Origin of the sequence: Nostoc sp. DedQUE07 (assembly GCF_034530975.2) — a bacterium.
Lineage (GTDB): Bacteria > Cyanobacteriota > Cyanobacteriia > Cyanobacteriales > Nostocaceae > Nostoc.
Window position 1 is genome coordinate 1 of the sequence record NZ_JAVRCC020000086.1, and the last position, 20952, is coordinate 20952.

Below are 20952 nucleotides of genomic sequence, written 5' to 3' on the forward strand. Positions count from 1 at the left end.
CCCCCGATGTATTGGGGGGAAACAAGAAAAATCCGGTTCCCTCCCCAATACATACGGGGAGGGTTAGGGTGGGGTAAAAAATATCTGATACATCAATCATGACTTTTCAAACAACCTCTAAAGGTGGGGGCTTAAATAATGAATAAATTTATTTTTTTCATTAATAATACCAATTTGAAAAAAGAATGCGACAAATAGACCATTTGTAGAAACGCGATTCATGAGCCAGCGCGTTGCGGGGGTTCCCCCCGTTGTAGCGACTGGCGTCGCGTCTCTACCGAAGGATGTGTTGCAATCATTAATTAAATTGGTATAAATTAAGTGGCTTGTACCCTTAATGAATTAATTATTAATTATTAATTACGAATTACGAATTACGAATTACGAATTATTCGGTCAAGTATCTCCATCATCAACTTGACGTTTTAAGCATCTTAGTTGTGTTCTAGCAGGTTGACAATCTTCCTCACTAACTCCTCTGGTTCTAATGGCTTGGTAATATGAGCTTGAAACCCAGCAGTTAAGGCTTTTTGCTGGTCAATATCTGTGGCATAACCGGTAAGTGCGATCGCCGGAATCGTTCCTCCCTGATTCGGTGGGCGCGAACGAATCTGCTGAATCAGCATATAGCCATCCATATCAACCATACCTATATCACTCACAATTACATCGGGAATGAAACTATTAAGTACTTGCAATGCTTCTAGCCCAGATGCTGCGACTGTCACTTTTGCGCCATTTTGTTCTAGCAAAAATGCTTCAAACTTGCATGAAAACTTATCATCATCCACGAGCAAAATTTGCAGGTTGCTTAAGGGAGTCTCTGCGATTTCTGCATCAGCGTCGGCTGAGTCAAGTACAATTTGTGCTGATTGGTTCAAGATCGGTATTTCAACTGTAAAGGTTGCGCCCTGATTCTCACCCAAGCTTTCTGCTTTGACTGTGCCACCGTGCAGTTCTACAATTTGGCGGACGATTGCTAGCCCTAAACCCAAGCCACCAAATCTGCGTGTTGTTGAGCTATCCTCTTGCCGGAAATAATCAAAGACATACGGTAGAAATTCCGGTTGAATGCCAATGCCTGTATCGATCACCCGGATTTGAGCCTGCCCTGCAATTTGTTTTAATTCAATGATTACTTCTCCCTCATCTGGTGTAAATTTGACGGCATTGGTAAGCAAGTTCCACACCACTTGCTGCAAGCGGGCAGCGTCACCAGAGATAGGTGCAGTCGGTTCGAGATCGATCTGTAAGTTAATATTTTTTGCTTCTGCTGCTAGACGCACCGTTTCCAGGGCAGCAGAAATAACAGGGATTACATTAAGGGGAGCCACCTTTACGGACAGCTTGCCCTGCATAATCCGCGAAACGTCGAGTAAATCTTCAATTAATTGTGATTGCAATTTGGCGTTGCGCTCAATCGTTAGTAGTGCTTCGCTTTGACGGGCGGCGTTGAGCTTGCCTTTTTGCAGCAGTTGTGCCCAGCCCAAGATCGGGTTGAGGGGCGATCGCAACTCATGAGACAGCACTGCTAAAAACTCGTCTTTAATTTGGTTAGCTCGTTGCAACTGTTCTGCCTGTTGCTGAATCGAAACAATTAGGTTGGCTCGGTCGAGGGCGATCGCTATCTGCTCAGACATTAATTGCAGCAAATCAATTTCTTCTGAGGTAAAGCGAGTGCGGGTGCAGCTAGCAAAGCAGATAGTTCCCAATAACCGTTCTTGGACAATTAACGGTTGACCGACATAAGCGGTGGCACCCAGGTCGCGGTGGGTTTGGGCATGAGGATGAGTGGCAATTTGGGCGCGATCGAGAACGAGTTGCTGTCGTTCTTGAGCTACCCATCCACAAAGGTCTTCACCGAACTCAAGCCACTCGATCGTCTCTGCCATCTCTTGACTAATGCCCTCATAGTTTTGCAAATGCAGTCTGGGGCGATTGTCTTTTGACTCGACGATGTAGCTGTAGTAATAGTCCAACCCTAGCGGGGGTGAGAGTTTGCTAAATAAATTGTGCATCAGCGTCATCGGTTGCTCAACCGCAAGTAAATTGCTGGTAATCTCATAGAGCAACTGCAAGCGTTCATCAGCTTGCCGCTGTGAGGTGACATCGCGCATGATTTTGATAAATCCTTGCACATCGTCGGCTTCATCGCGTAAGGGCATCACCAAGCCACTACCCCAAAAGCGGCTACCGTCTTTTCGGACATGCCAGCACTCATTTTCTGCCTGTCCTTGAGTTTGGGCGGTCTGCAATTCCCTTCCAGCGCGGTTTTGGGCGTTGTCTTCGGGGGTGTAAAGGCAGCGACTGTCACAGCCAATAATTTCTGCTTCTGAATACTTCAATAAGTTTTCGGCACCAGCACTCCAACTCACGATCGCAGCGTTGGAATCAAGGGTTAAAATGGCATATTCTTTTGCACTTGCCACCATTAACCGAAAGCGAGCTTCACTTTGTTTGAGGGCAATTTCGATTTGTTTGCGAGCGGTAATGTCGTAGGACATTGCCAGCACAGCATCAACTTCACCGCGATCGTTGCGTAAGGGTGTGCCATGAGAGATATAGTAGCGATCGTGGCTGTTGTGTTCTAAAGTAAATGATTCGCCATTGAGAGCTTGGTGGTAGTAGGGTTCGTAGCTGGCTGCTAGGGCGGGTTCGAGGGCTTCCCAGAGTGTTTTGCCGACAAAGTTTTCAGTAGTCATACCGACCCACTCCAGCGCTTCGCCTTCTGCCAGCTGGTAGCGCAAATCTCGATCCACAATGAACACAGCGCCATGAGGCAGTTTGGCCGCAACTTGACGCAGGCGAGCTTCGGCAAGTTGGCGATCGCGCTTTTCTTGGGCTTCTCGCAGCGCTCGTTGGACACAAGGAACCAACCGCCGTAAGTTGCGCTTTAGCACATAGTCGGTGGCTCCCAGTTTCAGCGCTTCAATCGCTAATTCTTCGCCCATACTGCCAGAGACGAAAATAAAGGGCGTGTCAGGACACAGGTTTTGGGCAATTTTCAAGGCGGAAATGCCATCAAAACCGGGCAAGGCATAGTCTGCCAAAATCAAGTTAAATGCATTGGTTTCTAATGCCCTCACAAACTCAGCGCGAGTTTCTACCCGGAGCAGTTCAAAATTAGCACCGCCATCGGTCAGGGTGACATTTATCACCTCTGCATCAAGGGGATTGTCTTCCAGCAAAAGAAAGCGCAGTGCTGTCAACATAATTCGTAATTGATAATTCGTAATTCGTAATTGTTACACCACGGGCTTTGTCGGGGGCTTGAAATATTGATGCTATGCATTTTACTTCTCCATTAGATAAATCAAGTGGCTTGTACGCTTCTTTAATTACGAATTACGAATTACGAATTAGTAATTATTCGGTCATAATGCCTCATGTTTCGGGAGCGAAAAGTAGAACGTTGCGCCCTGGTTGATTGCGCCTTCTGCCCAGATGCGTCCGCCATGTCGATGAACGATCCGCCGGACAGTGGCAAGCCCGACTCCCGTGCCAGAAAACTCTTCCTGGGGATGCAGCCGTTGAAATATGCTAAATAGTCGATCGCAGTATTTCATGTCGAACCCTGCACCATTATCTCTGACAAAGAAAATCACTTCTTGCTCCTGTTCAATCCTACCAATTTTGATGGCGGCTTCGGTGTTATTGCGCGTGTACTTGACGGCATTCGACAGCAAATTTTGCAGTACTAACCGCAGCAGTACTGGGTCAGCCTCTACCGTTGCCAATGGCTCGATTTCCCAGTGGAGCGATCGCCCGATTAGTTCCGGCTGCAATTGTTCTCGCACCTGCTGCACCAATTGACTGATATTAACAGTAGTCAAATGAATTTCTGTCTGCCCCAGGCGAGAAAATTCCAGCAGGTCGTCTACCATTTTTTCTGCCTCAAGAGCAGATTTGGTGATAATGTTGAGACTTTGCAAACTGGATGCATCGACGAGGGTTGCATTGAGCTTGCCTTGCAATCGTTCGGCAAAGCTGCTGATGTAGCGTAGCGGCGTTCGTAAGTCGTGGGATACCGAGGAAGAAAACGCCTCCAGTTCTTGGTTGATGGCTTCTAGTTGAGCAGTCCGCGCTTTCACCTGTTGCTCCAAGCGATCGTTGAGTGTTTGTACTGCCTGCATTACCTGTTCGCGGTAGACTGCTTCGCGTCGCAGTTGTGCCAGTTGAAGGTTGGCATTGACTCGCGCTAACAATTCCCGTGCCGAGAAGGGTTTAATTAAGTAGTCATCTGCGCCAGTTTCTAAACCCTCCACCCGTGATTTTTCGCCAGCACGAGCAGAGAGCAAAATAATCGGGATTGTCTGGGTATTTGGTGAAGCCCGTAGCGATCGCAGTAACTCAAATCCATCCATTCTAGGCATCATCACATCTGCTAACACCAAGTCATAGATGACATCTCCACCACGTCGGATCGCAGTCATTGCGGCTAACCCATCATTTACAGCTTCCACCTCGTAGTACTGGTTTAACAACCGCCTGAGATAGCCGCGCATATCGGCGTTGTCATCCACTAGGAGAATACGCGCCCTCTTGGAGCTTTGAGCGTGAACCTCCGAGCTTTGTGCTTGAACCTCCGAGCTTTGTGCTTGAACCTTCGAGCTTTGTGCTTGAACCTTCGAGCTTTGAGCGCGAACCTCCGAGCTTTGTGCTTGAACCTCAGAGCTTTGTGCTTGAACCTCAGAGCTTTGAGCTTGAACCTCAGAGCTTTGTGCTTGAACCTCAGAGCTTTGCTGAGTTTTCACGTCATGTGGAAAAACCAAGGGAAAACCTAACCCCCCAGCCCCCTTCCCTTGTAGGGAAGGGGGAGAAGTCAAAGCCTCTCTCCTTGTAGGGGAGAGGTTTGGAGAGGGGTTTTCCAGATCCCGTGAAAAGTCAGCCAAGCTTTGAAGTTGAAATTCTGTGCTTTCTTCAGGTAGCCAACGTAAGGCTTCTTCAACAAAAGCGTTTGCAGTTACAGCCGACGATACCAGTGTAGAGGCAACCCAAATTTGGTCGGCGGGTAGATGGGCGATTCCGGTGGGGATGGTGACGGTGAAGGTTGTGCCTTGGTCTACTGCGCTCGTAACCGCGATCGCGCCGCCGTGCCGCTTGACGAGTTCCTGCACCAGAGATAAGCCAATGCCTGAGCCTTCATAGCTGCGCCCCTTCGCGCCTTTGACTTGATAGAACCTCTCAAACAGGTGAGGCAGTTCTGAAGCGGCAATACCTACGCCCGTGTCGCTGACTATCAATTCAACTGTGTTTGCTTTGGATTTGAGCGAGACAGAAATGATACCCTCGAAGGTAAATTTTAAGGCATTGGAGAGCAGATTCAATACAATCTTTTCCCACATTTCGCGATCGACGTAAATGGGATCGGGCAGGGGAGGACAATCGACGACTAACTGCAAATTGGCATTCTCGATCGCCGAGCGGAAAACACTTGCCAGTTCCGCCGTGTAGGTAGATAAGTCGGTGGGTTCGTAGTTTGCCTTCAGGCGATCGGCTTCGATGCGGGAGAAGTCGAGCAGGGTATTGACCAGTTTCAGCAAACGCAAGCTATTGCGATGTGCTAGTTCTAGCTGTTCCTGTTGTGAAGAAGTTAGGGGATTTACCGAATCGCTCAAGGCATCTTGCAGGGGAGCGAGTATCAACGTTAGCGGTGTGCGAAATTCGTGGCTGACGTTGCTAAAGAAGAGGGTTTTGGCGCGATCGAGTTCTGCCAGAGATTCGGCGCGTTGGCGTTCTTGTTGAAGGGCAGCTTGTTCCTGAATCAGGCGAATTTGATCGGCTTGTGCCTGTTTGCGATCGGTAATGTTGTTGAATACGACGACAATGTGGTATTTATCTTCGTCGATGCGCGACACCAAAATATCGAACCAGCAATCTACACTGTCGATGTAGTGTTCAAACCGGGCCGATTCCCCTGTTTGAGCCACTGTGCCAAAGGTTTGCAGCCAGTTCTGATTCAACGGTTGATTCAGTTGAGTGGCGTTTTTACCTGCGACATCGCGCAGTCCGGTTAGGGACTCGAATGCTGGGTTGACCTGCAAAATTTTCCAGTCGATCGCCCTTTCATCGTCGTCATACAGCAGTTCGCAGAGGGCGTAACCTTCGTTGATCGAATTGAACAGCAGCCGATATTTTTCTTCTGATTGGCGCAACCCTACTTCGGCGCGGGCGCGTTCAAGCCGCGTCCAGATGCGGTTGGCGAGTTCGCGGGTCAGTTCGATTTCGTCGTCGCGCCAGTCATGGGGTTCGCTACGATAGATAACGAGCAGGAATTGCCACTCGCCATTGCGTATGAGCGGTATGCTGAGGAAAGAGCCGATATTCAGAGTCGCAAACTGTTCGCCATCGGTCAGGGGGTCGTCGAACACGTCGCGGATGACGATATCAACTCCTGCGAGACAAAGTTGCATAACTTCGGGTGTTAAAAACTCTTGCATACGATACGTGCCACGCAGGCTCGGCACGTCGCTGCGATGCCAGTTGTAGTCGATGACTGCAATTCCAGCCGACCCATAAAGTTCGGCAAAGGCGCAGGCTGACAGTCCGAAATGTCTGCCGATTTTTTCGCCCAGCGCATTCATCGTCTCGTCAATGTCCGTCAGACGTGCAAGGTCTTGGCTGACTTCGGCTAAAAAGTCGAGATTTGCATCGTGCTGTTTGCGTTCGTCTTCGACGCCCACGCGTTCGGTAATGTCGGTAAACAGAACCGCTACACAACGGCTTTCGGCTTCACCCAAACGGAAGGCGTAGAGATCAAAGACCCGATCGAGCGTTTTTTCCTTCTCCTCAACGCGCACAGGTTCCCCTGTTTGGGCGACTCGACCATAAATTTTCGCCCAGGCGGGGTTTGGCGTTCCCAAAATCTCGGTGGCTTTGCGTCCAACTGCATTGCTCACTGCCGTTTGTTGCTCAAATGCAGGGTTCACTTCCAAAAAGAGAAAGTCGTTCCATTCGCCGTTGTCGTCTGCCAGAACTTCGACGACTGCGTAGCCCTGATCCATTGATTGAAAGAGCGATCGATATTTTGCTTCCGACTCACGCAGGGCTTCCATCGCGACACGCGCTTCGTGAATATCGGTCGCCGCGCCGTACATCTTGATGACCTTGCCGCTCTCATCCTTGAGCGGAAACGCATTGACAACGAACCAGCGGTACTCTCCATCGTAGCGGCGAATGCGGTGTTCGTGTCGTAGCCGTACGCCCTGTTCGGTCGCTTCTCGGTAACGCTGGGCAGATCCTTCGCGATCGTCCAGATGAATCGTATCTACCCAGCCCCAGCCGATCGCCTGCTCAAAGGTTTGCCCCGTATATTCCAGCCACTGCTGGTTATACCAGTTGGTAAATCCGTTAGGTTCACTATCCCAGAGCAGGTCGGGGACGAGGTTGGTGATAAGCTGCATCCGGGCTTCTGATTCACGCAATGCAGCTTCGCCCTGCCGTTGCTCAATCAAATCAGCGGCTTGGCGGACGAGTAAATCGAGAAACCGTAGTTCGCGATCGCTCGGTCGATGGTGTTTGCGCCAATGGGTCGAAACGATACCGATCAATTTGCCCGATCGAGCGATCAGCGGGGTTGACTGCGCCGAGAGATATCCGGCATCAACGTGTATTCGCATTGAACCGTCGGGGTCTTCGCTCTCAGGTACGTCGAAATCAACAAACATACGAGCGCCGTTCTTAAGTGCGATGCCGCAGGGCGTGTTGGAACTTGCATTCACGCGGTAGAAATACTCGGTCATATTCCGCTCAAAGCCCTGCGTGGCAAGCAGCACCAATTCTTGTGTCGCTTCGTCGATAATTTGTACTGTTCCGGCATCCGCCCGCGTCAGAGCGATCGCGGCAGCTATAATCTCCTGGTAGAGCGTCTGAATGTCGCCTTCGGTTACAAGCCTCGCGCTCAGTTCGTGCAGTAGTTGCGTATCTTTCAGGTCTGACTCGATGGCTGATAAAGCTTGTTTGCGCTTGGTAGTATCTTTGTCAAGTTCCGGTACTTCCTGCAATGCTCGTTGTACCGATGGCACTAACCGCCCTAAGCGTTGCTTGAGTACATAATCTGTCGCGCCCTGTTTGATAGCTGCGATCGCCAATTCTTCGCCCAAACTGCCAGAGATGAAAATAAACGGTATTTCAGGACGTAGGCGACGGGCGATCGTTAGTGCCGCCATCTCATCAAAATTAGACAAGGCATAGTCTGCCAAAATCAGGTCGATGGCGTTGCTCTCCAGTGCCCTAATAAAAGCAGCGCGAGTCTCTACCCGCAACAGTTCACAGTTAATACCGCCCTCGATCAGCGTGGCTTGCACGACTTCTGCATCGGTTAGATTGGCTTCGAGCAAGAGAAACTGAAATGCTGACATTATTTTCCTTTTACTGTTTTGGTAGTACCCAGTGACCAAAAGGCTCTTGAGCAGGGGGCAGGGGAGCAGGGGAGAAAGATACGCTCATTCCACATTTCATGGTTTCAGAGCAAATAAATTTATATATATTTTGCCAATTTAATGCAAAATTTTAGAAGCTGTAACTAATGATTTTGTGTTGTTATTTCAAGGTTTTCTCAATTTAAACAAACCATTTGACTGGACTTCCCACGATTGCGTAGCGCGGGTGCGAAAGTTGTTGCGCCTCAAACGTGTAGGACACGCAGGAACCTTAGATCCAGCTGCTACAGGAGTTTTACCGATCGCACTTGGTAAAGCCACAAGATTATTGCAATATCTGCCAGAAAACAAAGCTTACAAGGCTACAATTCGTCTGGGTGTGCGGACTACAACCGATGATTTAGAAGGTGAAATCATTAGTTCTCAAGCTTGTGCTGGATTGAGTTTGGCAGAGGTGAAAACTGCACTGGCACAATTTGAAGGCAAGATTGAGCAAATCCCACCGAATTATAGTGCAATTCAAGTAAATGGGAAACGTCTCTACGACTTAGCGCGCCAAGGAAAAATGGTGGAAGTTCCAGTGCGAACAGTGGAAATTTTTCAGATAGATATTTTGGACTGGAGAGAAGGAGATTTTCCCGAATTGGATGTGGCGATCGCCTGTGGTTCTGGTACATATATTAGAGCGATCGCTCGTGACTTAGGTGCAATCTTAGAAACTGGCGGCACACTTGCGGCTTTGCTCCGAACTCAAAGCAGTGGTTTCGATTTAACAAATAGTCTCACTTTTTCCGACTTAGAAGCTAAATTGCAAGGCGGGACATTTCAACCTCTTGCCCCTGATGCAGCGTTACAACATTTGTTGTCTGTGACTTTACCAGCAATATCTGCTCAAAAATGGTGTCAAGGTCAGCGAGTTTCTTTAGATTCTGAAGTTACTGGGATAGTAAGAGTTTATCAAGAAGAGACTCGCTTTTTAGGTATTGGACAATTACAAGATGAAGTGTTGATTCCGCAAATGGTTTTTGAGGCGATTTCTTGAAGAAGAATTCAGGAGCAGAGCCGGAGACGCTTTCTACCAGACGCACAGAATTCAATTCTGAATTCTGACTCCTCACTCCTGAATTCTTTCTGTTATGTCATGTCCGCTTGATTGCTTATTAAACCCGAAGAACCCCACCCCACCAAAGCTATGCTTTGTCTCCCCTCCCCGCTTTTCGGGAGGGGTTGGGGGTGGGGTTCTTTTATTATGGGTAATTTGGCGGACATGATATTAAACCAAATAACTCGTATTAGGTACGATCGCAAAGAAGGCATACTCATACCAAGCAGTCCAGATGAAACTGCGAATCCATCGCTGACGCTTGTCGAAACTCAATTCATATTCAAACGCGCCACGAGATACATCAATAGAAGATAGATGAGAGTTGCAACCGCAGCCATGCTGATAAGTAAAACCGTATTTGGAAGCAATACTTTGCACCTTCATTTGAATAGCAAATACCTTACCTGCATGGAGTATGGCATCCCAAGCACGTTTATGCTCAATATCACGTTTATCGAATCGCAAAGCACGTTCTTCAAAAACATGATCGCGGTAAATTGGTGCTAAATGCACGTGATAAAAACTTGCTGGTAGTTCATAACCAAATTCATTAAATAAATCTATGCCGATGCGAGCCACTTTTACTTCATCAGCGTAATCGATTCCTTTTGACTCCAGATCGCAAAGAATTTTTGCAAAGTTCGGATAGCTGTGTTTGAGAAAGTCTTGTCCAAAAAACTCTAAGGTTTCCCATGCCAGTTGTGCAAATAGCTGAGAAAATGATGGTATTAGGTGAGCTAGTTGGGGGCGATCGCTAAATAAATCAACATCACCACGTTCTAATTTATACAAAAATAGCTGTGCCATCTCAACATAGCTTTGGGGCTGGGAAAGTCCGACACTCGTGGTTCCTCTAGCAATGTCTTGCCATATAGAAGGTAGTTGAGAAACATGAACCGCATTTTCTCCAGCAATGACTGCAACATGAGGACATTCGAGAAGTTGCATCGACAATCTCCTTAAATACTTTAATGTGTAATTTACCTTAAGACAGCGTTAAATCTATCTTTTGAACACAATAAAAAATGTTTGACAGACTGTCTTTTGACAACGAGCGCAATTTTATTCCTAATTTTCGGGGTATTGGTTATTAGTTATTTTAGGATAATTCATAATTTATAATTCAATTATCCATTTAAAGCATTCTTTTCACTTACCTGCTATTTTCCTATATATTTTCTCTCCCTTGACTAACTCTTCATAGTAAGGCTCATAAGAGGTGAATCTGATAGATTCTTGTCTTCCTAAACCCAAGATGCCAAAGGTGCAAAGGCTATTATAAAACAGTTCGTGTACGCGTTTTTGAAGTGCCTGATTAAAATATATGAGGACATTACGACAAAGAATCACATTAAACTCATTAAAAGAACTATCAGTGGCTAAATTGTGCTGGGCAAAAACAACATTTTCTCTTAGGGACGCTCGAAAAATAGCATTGTCATAAGCTGCTGTATAATACTCTGAGAAAGATTTCTTGCCGCCTGCTTTTAAATACAGGTGAGTATATTCCTGCATCATTTTCAGGGAGAAAATCCCACTTTTGGCATTTTGTAATACCTTCTCATTCGTATCAGTGGCATATATACGGCAACGGTGATAAAGTCCTTCTTCTTGCAGTAAAATTGCCATTGAATAGACCTCTTCACCAGTTGAACATCCAGCGTGCCAGATCCGAATAAACGGATAGGTTTGTAAGAAGGGAATAACCTGATTTCTGAAGGTATTATAAAAGCTGGGATCGCGAAACATTGATGTGACATTCACCGTCAGAGCCAGCAAAAATCTTTCTAAATAAGCGCGATTATGTAGTAATCGCTCTTGCAATGCAGAAATATTTGCTACCCCTTCTAATTGCATGAAGCCCTGAATACGGCGCTTGAGTGATGAAAGAGCATAATTGCGAAAGTCATAACCGTAATATTGATACACACCTTCCAAGAGTAGGTGTATTTCTATGTCCTCTAAGATCGGTTTGGGCAGAGGCATGATATTCATAATTCATCGGTTTCAGTTTAACCAAGTGGCTTTTATTACTAAAACAGCGATCGCAATTATTGAAATTCCAGCTAGCCATCTAACCTGATAGCGCAGATTTTTTATCTCTTGACTCAGGCTTTCTCTTTGTGGGATGGAATATGGTTCTAGTTGTACAACTTCAATAGCTACTTGTTCGGGTGTCTTTTGGAGATTTTCAAACGAGACTTGCGTGTGTAGCCAATTAGTAATCAGTTGCGGACAGTTCTTTTTAAACCAATTTAAAGCTATGATTCTAAAAACTGGTTTAGACATTCGGGCAATTAATTTCATCACCCTGTTTAAGGGTTTCAGGCGAAGCTTTTGATTAATCAAATTGACTGAACCAACATCATAAAGACAATCCAGAATTAGTTTGACAGTGGCTTCTTCACTGTTAATCAAGTTTTGCAGCAAAAGCAGAACATCACGCATCCGCTCTGCTTCTGCATACTTTTCTGGCAAGTTTTCTGGAGGATTTACTGAAGGATTTACAGTTGAATTTAGGGTGTTTTGTCTTACTATCGTCATATTGGTAACATACCAGTCATAATAATATCAGTACACCTATCTGCCGAGAGAAAGGTTTTTTATCTAGAGAGAGAACCTAAAAGCCAAAACTTATTCGTAAGAAACATGACTATATCGTGTTTATAAAAAATCCCTTTGTCTAGTTCTAATAAATCTTTTATTTACTTCTGGGTAAATAAATTTTTTATGTAGATGCTAAGACTTCAATTTCCGAAATCACCCGTTCTAATTCCTCAATTATTACAGTGCTTTCAGTCTTTTTAAAAGCCTCTAAAAGCGCCCGATAATACCAAAGAGTACCTTCTTTACGCCCATGAAAACGTTCCCAAAGTGATTCGCCTAAAATGCGATAATCTTTGAGAATAGACTGGGCATTGTAAAGTTTATCAGCGGATGACACCAGCAGTACTGATGGGGAAGCTGTAGGAATATGAGCAATGTATGCCTCCTTACGCTGTTGCCAAGGGGGTTTTGGAGTTGTATCAGCGTCAGTACAACCATCTACAATTGCCGTTACATTGTCACCAAAGCGACGGCGAATTTCTTCTCGTGTTGCAGCGCCACCTTGATCTTCGATCGCATCGTGTAACAGAGCTGCGATCGCTTCATCTTCATTTGCCCCGTATTCTAAAGCAATACTGGTGACACCTAATAAATGGGCAACATAAGGGACACCTGAACCTTTACGAACTTGGTTAGCGTGTAGTTGGGTGGCGTAGATCAGGGCTGCGGTAAAACGTTCTGAGAGCATTGTATAAATAAAAAAGTTTTAGCAGTCAGAATAACTCAACTGAAATATTGGGTTTGTGTCAATTTTATAACAAATCGCTCCAAGTGCAGAGGCAGTAAAGGATAAAAGTAGTATATAAGTAAAATTTAAATTTCAAATTAGATAGATAACATTTAAATCTATATTCCATCGACAGATAGATAAAACTCTGCTGTTAGTTTATTAAATTTACTCAAGGATGTGCTTTTAACTAGGAGTTAATTTACATAATGCCAGACAATCCTGGATTAGGAGAGCAAGCTCTCAATAAAGCGGCAGAAATAGGATTATCTAGTCAATTAGATGAAGTAGAAAATTTAGATGTAGACATCAAAACAGACCCGCTGAAACTGGTTCAGGGAGAGGTGGATGAAGTCACGATTGCAGGTGAAGGTTTAGTTATGCAGAAAGACCTCCGTATGGAGGAATTGGATATGAAAATGACTAATGTTGCCATTAATCCTCTAAGTGTGGCTTTTGGTAAAATTGAACTAACTAAACCGACAGAAGCTAATGCACAGGTTGTGTTAACCGAAGCTGATATTAATCGTGCTTTCAACTCCGAATATGTGCGATCGCAACTGCAAAGTCAGAAAATACATATTAACGGACAACTAAAAACAATTGAACCTCAAAATGTAGATTTTCGATTACCGGGTGATGGAAAAGTAGCACTAAATGCCAGCATAAAATTAGTAGAAACTGGGGAAAATCAGCAAGTTGCTTTTTCCGCAGTCCCCAGGATTAGCAGCAATGGAAAAAGTGTTGCTTTGGAAAATGTCGAGTATGGCGAAAGTGAGGAAATATCGCCAGAGTTGACCAAAGCTTTGGTAGATCAAACTAGCGAAATTTTGAATCTAAGTAACTTTGATTTAGACGGCATAAGTTTGCAAGTCAACCAACTAAAAGTAGAAGTAGGTAAACTAATATTACAGGCTGAAGCTTATGTTGAAAAAATTCCTTCAGCTTAAAATAGTAAAGCAAGGTTCATAAATTCAGGATACTAATAATGGAAACTACAGAAACAACGCAAACAGGTTCAACACCTTTTCCAAATATTCCACCAGTTATTGAAAGTAACGACAGTGAGTATCGTGATACCGGTGTACCCAGTACAGTTGCGATCGCCGGACATCCCCTACACCCCTTGAGTGTGATCTTTCCCATAGCCTTTTTAGCCGCCGCTTTGGGAAGTGACATTGGTTACTGGTTAACTGGCGATTTCTTTTGGGCTAGGGCTTCGCTATGGTTAATCGGACTTGGATTAGCTGGAGGCGTTCTTGCATCTGCGATCGGTCTGAGCGACTTTGTGAAAATTGAACGAGTCCGCAAGCGCACCGCCGGTTGGACGCATTTGATACTTAACGTTTCTATACTGGTTTTATCACTCGTTAACTTTCTCCTACGTTTAGGTGATGCTGAATCCCGAATCGTACCTTGGGGACTGTTAATCTCGCTTGTTGTCGGTACGCTAACCAGTGCTTCTGGTTGGTTCGGCGCTGAACTCTCCTATCGCCACAAAATTGGTGTAGTGGGTGGAGGTAGCAGAAGATATCCTTAAAGGAGGTGTAAGGCAGTGTTTCGACTACGCTCAACAATCAGACAAGAGGCAGAAAGCAGGCGATCGGTGAGCGTAGTCGTTGCCGCAGACTCTTGTAGAGAAGTCAGGCAGAAGATAGGAAAAACGCAGCACTTAACAAGATAGTTGCCTGAAACTAGAAACTTAGTGAAAGATTATTATTTACAGCTTCCGCTAAGAATATTTAGCAGTTATCCTTTGTATTTGATACATCTTGTGGAATCGAGATAAGTCCGATTTAAAGATTTTATAAATCAAAATTTGTGAGGGCATTTACCTTGGCCAGCAAGCCTTTTAAACTCATCTTACAATAAAAAATTAGCTTGTTTAATTAATAACTGTATACTTTATCTATGTGGTGAAAAAAATTACATCCTGTTAGATACTAGCTATTTATATACATAACCTTATAAAAATTGCAATTATACAAAAGAGTGAAATTGCAATATTAAATTTCATACTAAATTAAGTTTAAAAAAGTGCGCGATCGGTAACTTTCAGACTTTAAAGTGTTTTAATAAAGTTATTACCGAAAGTTTAGAGAAGCAAAAACATGAAAGGTTTCAGGAAGTTATCTTCAATAGCAGTATTGCTATTTGCCTTTGTGTCTCCGCCCTCATTAGCTGAAGCGAAAGATATTTCTCTAAGTAATACTCTGAATGAACAGAGCGTTGCACCAGATGCTAACCTGGTTGGAAATAAAACCGGAGAGCTTTTGCTTGCTCAACGGTGGTCAAGACGATACCAGAGAATCCGAGGACGGCAGAGAATCCGCGGACGGCAGCCCTATGGACGATACCAGAGAATCCGAGGACGGCAGCCCTACGGACGATACCAGAGAATCCAACGATGGCAGCCCTACGGAAGACGGCAGATAATCCAACGACGGCAGGGCTTTGGACAACGCCAGATTATTGAACGACGGCAGCCCTACGGACGATATCAGATTATCCGCCGACGCTATTAGAGATAGAAGTGAAAATGACGTAGGCATAATACCCTTCTCCTAACGGAAAGGCTACGCGTAGCTTGCTTGCAGAAAGTGCTATAGGAAGCCTCCAGCTACATGAATTTTGCCTACTAAATATTTCGGATAACACATATTTAGTTCACCAGATGTCTAATGGTTAGTAATGGCGTGACAAGACTAAAATGTTGCAATAAATTTTCTTGTGGGGCGGGCATCTTGCCCGCTAATTAGGACGGGCTAGAAGCCCATCCCACAAGAGTTTGCTAATGCACAAATTTAGCCTTGCCACGTTAGTAGTTGTTCTATTAACCACTAAACATTAACTATGGTGGCTCACTTCAGACTGGGATTAATCACTGATATCACCTTAAAATTGGCGATTTTCCAAGGTTGTATCATCAAATTTTGTTGCTGAGATGAAAATTCAGTACTGGCGGAGCGCTCTAATAAATCTACTGTATTTCCAAGATTTAACCCTAAATCACTTTGCAAAGATAACTCGGCTGTTTCCCCGTGAGATTCATAACATCGCAGAATTAATTGCTGTGGATCGTCTTCAGATGGCTTCAAGGCCATTAAGATTAAATTTTCAGCTGATAAATCTAGGAAACTTACTCCTTCAATAGTGCCGATAGCGGAGGGTTTAGCCAGTGGCCGATTGAATATCACTTGCAACGGTATATTCAATTCATAGCCACGCCGTACTGTGTGGGCTGATTCCCAACTATCAGCATGAGGATACAAGGTATATTTGAACTCGTGAAAACCTCGGTCAGCTTTTGAGTCTGGCCAATTAGAACTGCGTAGCAGTGTTAGACGGAGTTGATTTGGTTTGCTGTCATAACCGTATTTACAATCATTGAGCAAACTGACACCATAACGATTTGGGATTGCGGTATCTTCTGTCTGTGTGTTTTCTGCTGTTAAATCAGCCCAACGCAAAGCAGGAACTTCCCATTTTGCTTGTTCTGCGGGAGTTTGCGGTTTAGTTGGGCGGCGAATCGCGCCACAGGGAATTTCATAAGTAGCAAAGTCGGCTTCAATATTTAGAGGAAAAGCAGCTTTCACTAATACATGATTTTCTTGCCAATTGACAGTTGTAGCAATGTTCAGCAGAGGTGAACCAGCTTGCAAAATATAGTCTTGGCAAAATTCCGATTCACCCAACTGACGCACTACGCGCACACGACTTTGCACTGGGCCTTGTTCTAACCACTGAATAAATTGAAGATTTGTTGAGGGTAAAGGATGTTGAGCATAATTGGGGTCTATATTCCAAGCATCCCAATATTGCCCACTGTCTTTAAAAGCTTGCAGTTGATTCCCCGCCCCACTTAAAACTTCTCGCTGATAAGTTTTGTCAAAAACACTTGATAAATCTCCGGTGTCGGGATCTATAACAACTCGCAAGAATTCATTTTCTAAAATCCAGTCTGGGAAGAGTGCGGGAGATGAGGGAGAAACGCGATTCATCTCGTCTGGATTGGAGAGTGAAGGGGAAAGCCAAAATATGCGGTAGCCTACGGGTGGAATTTCGGTGGCGAGAAATAGTAGGGTTGATGGTTCAGATAATTGGGAGACAAGCTGGTTTCCAGAAGCATCGTAAATCTGCCATTTTTGGGTAGTTGCTGGTGGTGTAGGTAAGGCTACAGAGATTACCTCAGAACGTTGCCAATTGAGAGAATTGAAAACAAAAATAGGCAGACTATCGGGTTTTGGTGGTTCTGATAGGGTAATGTGAGATGCGATCGCTAAAAGTGATTCCTGTAATATTTTCGTTCCCATTTGTTCCACTTGCTGCCATTGAGGCAACGCATCTGTGTAAACTTGGGTAATTGAAGAACCGGGTAAAATATCGTGAAACTGTTGAAATAAAACTAATTTCCAAGCTGCTTCAATTTCTGCTTTTGGATATGTCACACCACAGCTTACAGTTGCCAAGGTAGCAAATAGTTCAGCTTGATATAATAAATTTTCACAACGACGATTCCAGCGTTTTTGATCTCCGTGGGTAGTGTAGCAACCGCGATGAAATTCTAAGTATAGTTCGTCATTCCAAGTAGGGAATGAAGGGGATGGGGAAGCAGGGGAAGAATCATAATTATTAACAGACGCGATGAATCGCGTCTCTACAACTTGCTGTAAATACTTTTCAGCCGTCGTAAATTCTAAGTCTGGGAAGAAAGGTGACTTTTGCCAGCGTTGGGCGGTTTCTAACATATCACGGGTGGGGCCGCCGCCGTGGTCGCCGACACCTGGAAGCCAGAGAGATTCTGATAAACTAGTTTGGGTTTGCCACTCAAGAGCATAAGTTGCCATTTTAACTGGGTCTATAGCTTCACCGATGGGTGCAGACATCAAACTAAAGACTTCGCTGCCATCAGGCGATCGCCACCAAAAAGCCCCATAATCAAATTTAGTAGTATCATTCCACCGCAACTTCTGCGTCACAAAATACTCAATTCCAGCATTAGCGAAAAACTGCGGTAAAGTGGCACAAAAACCAAAAGAATCTGGAACCCATTCCACAGTTGAGAACTTGCCAAATTTCTCCTGGATATAGCGCTGACCATACAATAACTGACGGACTATTGATTCACCTGCAATGATGTTGAGTTCTGGTTCCACCCACATTCCGCCGACAACTTCCCAACGTCCGGCGGCTACCTGTGCTTGAATTGCCTTAAACAAATCCGGGCGATGTTCTTCAATCCAAGCATAAAGTGCGGGGCTTGAATGACAGAAAATTAACTCAGGAAAATCTGCTTGCAACTTCAAAACCGACTCAAAAGTATTTTGCGCCGCATTCCAAGTTTCACTTACAGGCCATAACCATGCTAAATCTAAGTGAGCATGACCCAGTAAAAAAATTTTAGATTTTTGATCCCCCCAACCCCCCTTGAAAAGGGGGGCTAAGATGTCGGATTGAATTAGGTTTTGACGTAGAGACAAAAACGATCTTACTAACTCTTCCTTGGCGGCCTTGGTGCCTCTGTGGTTCGTAACCTCCCCCACCATCGCTGCCAAAACATCCAACTTCTCCGGCGCAAATTTTTCCAAATAAAGTTGCACCACAGCTAACTCATCAGCCACAAAACCCGGATCGGGATTATTATCAACATAAGACTCATAAACTAGGAGCGATCGCACTAAAGCACCATCACAATGTCCCGGACTCACTAACCGCAAAGCCACAGTGAATTCTTCCCCTGGCGTCACCCCCTGACACAGAAGCACTCTCGGCGAACAATCAAATAAATCACCCTCCAGCACTAACTCGCCATTTACATAAATCTCAGCAGAATCCGCCCACCAAACCAGCGCCAGCCGCAAAGATAACCCAGCTAAGAGATAACCGTGTAAATCTTGGGGAACCACCAATCTTTGCACTAGCCATAGCACTTTTTTCCCGCCCGTCCAAGCAATATGTTCTTTAGCATTCAACTGGGCAGGTTGCCAATCAGACAAATCAGCAGCTACAACATCAGTAATAACTAAGTCAGATTCCTGATACAGCCACGTAGACTGGATATTAACTTGACAAAAAGAGCGCAGTTGCTCAATTGTTTGTGAGATAAGTTTGGTCTGGGATTGAGAGACAGTCGGGGTCATATATTCGCTAAGATGAGGTGTTGGTCGTTTTTATTGTTTGGCGCGAGTCTCACAACTTAACAAGACTTGAACTAAAAAATTACTACTATGTCTTCTGGTTCCTCTGGTCGTTATCAAAGCAGACTATTTAACTTTGTCCACCAGCAATCTCGGCGGGTGACACAACAGTGGGAACATACCTTTCGGCATTTGCAAGTCGCCACTAAGTGGGGTGTCGAGGTACTACTTTACCCAGTGTATCTACTGTTTCAGTCATCTGAATCATCTGGGAAAACGCTACATACTAGAGAACCACAAACTAGATTAAAGTTACAACCAAATGATACCGATTTCCAGCCTGAAACTCTACCCAATGCTGATAGTCCCATTCAAAATGTACTAGAGGCAGTCAATTACCTGTCACCAGATGAACCCGCCTCCACTCCTACGAAAGCATCTGAACATTTCAATCCCTTGGCTTTATTGGGAATTTTTCGGCTGAAATTCGTTGAAAAGAACTCTAATCTTACTCAATCATCAAATATTACGGCTAATCAAGCTCTCAGTCTCAACCCTTCACAATTAGACAATGCCCTTCAACAGCGTCTTCCAATAGCCCAAGGAATCGCCACAAATTTGATGAATCGAAATTTAGTACTTGTTACCGCCGACAATGAAATTTTAGATATCTTAACACGGGAACAACAGGCAAAATTAGAAGACCGAATTATTAACGAAGTTGCTAATTACTGGCAATGTTGGCGTTTGATTATAGCTAAAAAAGAAACGCAGTTATTACCACAAATTGACCGATTATTAGCAAAACTCACTGACGTAAATCCAGCTAAAATTCCAGTTTTAGCCGAGAGTATACCAAAAAATTTACTTAATACAGATAGATTATTAGAATTTCTAGATATAGCCGTTGCTAAGTTGGAATCGAATGCTTTAGTCCCAGCGCAAAAACGTAGCCAGGAAGTTATCCAAGTTGCCCAAACCCAGTTAAACATATTTTTTTATGGCAAAGATCAATTAGCTGCCAAAGGAGAGATTGCCCCCAACGCTGATGCTTTAGAAACTCATTCACAGAATTTTCAGGCTTTGATTGAGGCGGCGCTTAATTACTTTTTTGGTGTTGGTAATAGAAAAACACTTGAGACAACGATTAGTAATGAGATGCCAGGTAAACTCTTTTCGTCACGCCTTAGAAAAGCCTTATCCAAAAGCCCTCTAGGAGAGAACCAGGATTTCACAAACGATCCTTGGCTAACGTGGAATGATTTATTTGGTGACACCGAAACCACTGCTGACAAGCCAGTTACACTTTCTGAAGAAAAAAATCCTGCTTTAGCCCCAAGTTTATCAATAAAGCATTTTCCACAAAAGAATTTGAGTGTAAAACAACCTAAATTTGGATCGGGTTTGATACAAAGAAAACAACCAAGTAGTAATCTCGCCTCAAGTCAAAAAACATCTGGAAAAGTCGCCTCTGTAAAACAAATTAAAACCCGTATTTCCCAAACTAAAAGCGAGAGTCGTAAAGGGGAAATGTTGAAACAGCAGTTTCACCAAAGCAGTCAAGTTGAGGCGCAGCCAGACTGGATAGAAACCACAGCAACTTCAACTGGCTATGAAAAGCACCCCTTAGAGCAACTTTTGGAATGGCTTGATTATATTATGGTCTGGCTAGAAGAAAGATTTGTAAAGGTTTTTCAGTCATTGCGGCAGCTATGGCAAGGGAAATAAGTTAAGAGATATTTTTTAAAAATTTACTATAATATTCACAATTTTCCAATTCAGATTTTTGAAATAAACGTAGGGTGCGTTAGTAAAACGTAACATACCCTACATTTACTCTTAAATTTTGAATTTTGAATTTTGAATTTTGAATTATTATTGGTGGTTGTCTAAGTGAAAATTATTGTTTACTGTAAATACTTCAATTTCAAAAATCCATTAGATATAGCAACCGCCAAGGCGGTTAAGCCATAAACTGGAAGTAGACCTTGATGA

The 20952-nt window shown here is 44.4% G+C and carries 12 protein-coding genes and 1 pseudogene; 5 read left to right on the top strand and 8 right to left on the bottom strand.

Going from position 1 to position 20952, the window contains the following annotated elements; translation table 11 throughout:
- Positions 1–434: 434 nt before the first annotated feature.
- The 3 genes and pseudogenes from RMZ95_RS32730 to RMZ95_RS32740 form a co-directional block, all read right to left on the bottom strand.
- The gene (locus tag RMZ95_RS32730; protein WP_322684011.1) at positions 435–3212 is read right to left on the bottom strand and encodes a response regulator; all 2778 of its coding nucleotides are present in this window, start codon (positions 3210–3212) and stop codon (positions 435–437) included.
- A gap of 162 nt (positions 3213–3374) precedes the next feature.
- Positions 3375–7097 carry an ATP-binding protein gene (locus RMZ95_RS32735; RefSeq protein ID WP_409884402.1) on the bottom strand — a complete coding sequence of 1241 codons (3723 nt, stop codon included), beginning with the start codon at positions 7095–7097 and terminating at the stop codon, positions 3375–3377.
- 6 nt (positions 7098–7103) lie between these two features.
- A pseudogene (locus RMZ95_RS32740) lies at positions 7104–8360 on the bottom strand (GAF domain-containing protein); the annotation flags it as partial.
- Positions 8361–8538: 178 nt separating this feature from the next.
- Between RMZ95_RS32740 and truB the strand changes: the two are divergent.
- Entirely contained in the window at positions 8539–9423 is an 885-nt protein-coding gene (truB, locus tag RMZ95_RS32745) for a tRNA pseudouridine(55) synthase TruB (protein ID WP_322684012.1), read from the top strand.
- A gap of 231 nt (positions 9424–9654) precedes the next feature.
- Here the strand turns inward: truB and RMZ95_RS32750 are convergent, their stop codons facing one another.
- The 4 genes from RMZ95_RS32750 to RMZ95_RS32765 all read right to left on the bottom strand — a co-directional run bounded on the left by RMZ95_RS32750 (position 9655) and on the right by RMZ95_RS32765 (position 12781).
- Positions 9655–10434 carry a hypothetical protein gene (locus RMZ95_RS32750; protein ID WP_322684010.1) on the bottom strand — a complete coding sequence of 260 codons (780 nt, stop codon included), beginning with the start codon at positions 10432–10434 and terminating at the stop codon, positions 9655–9657.
- Between the two features lie 201 nt (positions 10435–10635).
- Entirely contained in the window at positions 10636–11472 is an 837-nt protein-coding gene (locus RMZ95_RS32755; RefSeq protein WP_322684009.1) for a protein-glutamate O-methyltransferase CheR, read from the bottom strand.
- A 21-nt stretch (positions 11473–11493) separates the two neighbouring features.
- Positions 11494–12030 carry a hypothetical protein gene (locus tag RMZ95_RS32760; protein WP_322684008.1) on the bottom strand — a complete coding sequence of 179 codons (537 nt, stop codon included), beginning with the start codon at positions 12028–12030 and terminating at the stop codon, positions 11494–11496.
- A gap of 184 nt (positions 12031–12214) precedes the next feature.
- Positions 12215–12781: an HD domain-containing protein gene (locus RMZ95_RS32765; protein WP_322684007.1), complete on the bottom strand. Its 567-nt coding sequence runs from the start codon at positions 12779–12781 to the stop codon at positions 12215–12217.
- Between the two features lie 248 nt (positions 12782–13029).
- Between RMZ95_RS32765 and RMZ95_RS32770 the strand changes: the two genes are divergently transcribed.
- From RMZ95_RS32770 to RMZ95_RS32780, 3 genes are all read left to right on the top strand, one after another.
- Positions 13030–13770 (top strand): DUF2993 domain-containing protein, encoded by a 741-nt coding sequence (locus RMZ95_RS32770; protein ID WP_322684006.1) that lies wholly within the window; start codon positions 13030–13032, stop codon positions 13768–13770.
- Positions 13771–13808: 38 nt separating this feature from the next.
- On the top strand, positions 13809–14360 hold the full coding sequence (locus RMZ95_RS32775; RefSeq protein WP_322684005.1) for a DUF2231 domain-containing protein: 552 nt from the start codon (positions 13809–13811) through the stop codon (positions 14358–14360).
- A gap of 571 nt (positions 14361–14931) precedes the next feature.
- Positions 14932–15345 (top strand): hypothetical protein, encoded by a 414-nt coding sequence (locus RMZ95_RS32780; protein ID WP_322684004.1) that lies wholly within the window; start codon positions 14932–14934, stop codon positions 15343–15345.
- 336 nt (positions 15346–15681) lie between these two features.
- Here RMZ95_RS32780 and RMZ95_RS32785 read toward each other — a convergent pair whose 3' ends face one another.
- On the bottom strand, positions 15682–18960 hold the full coding sequence (locus RMZ95_RS32785) for an alpha-mannosidase (RefSeq protein WP_322684003.1): 3279 nt from the start codon (positions 18958–18960) through the stop codon (positions 15682–15684).
- Positions 18961–19047: 87 nt separating this feature from the next.
- On the opposite strand from RMZ95_RS32785, the gene RMZ95_RS32790 reads away from it, so the two are divergent.
- A complete protein-coding gene (locus RMZ95_RS32790; protein WP_322684002.1) occupies positions 19048–20685 on the top strand; it encodes a hypothetical protein in 1638 nt (545 codons plus the stop codon).
- Positions 20686–20952: the final 267 nt, after the last annotated feature.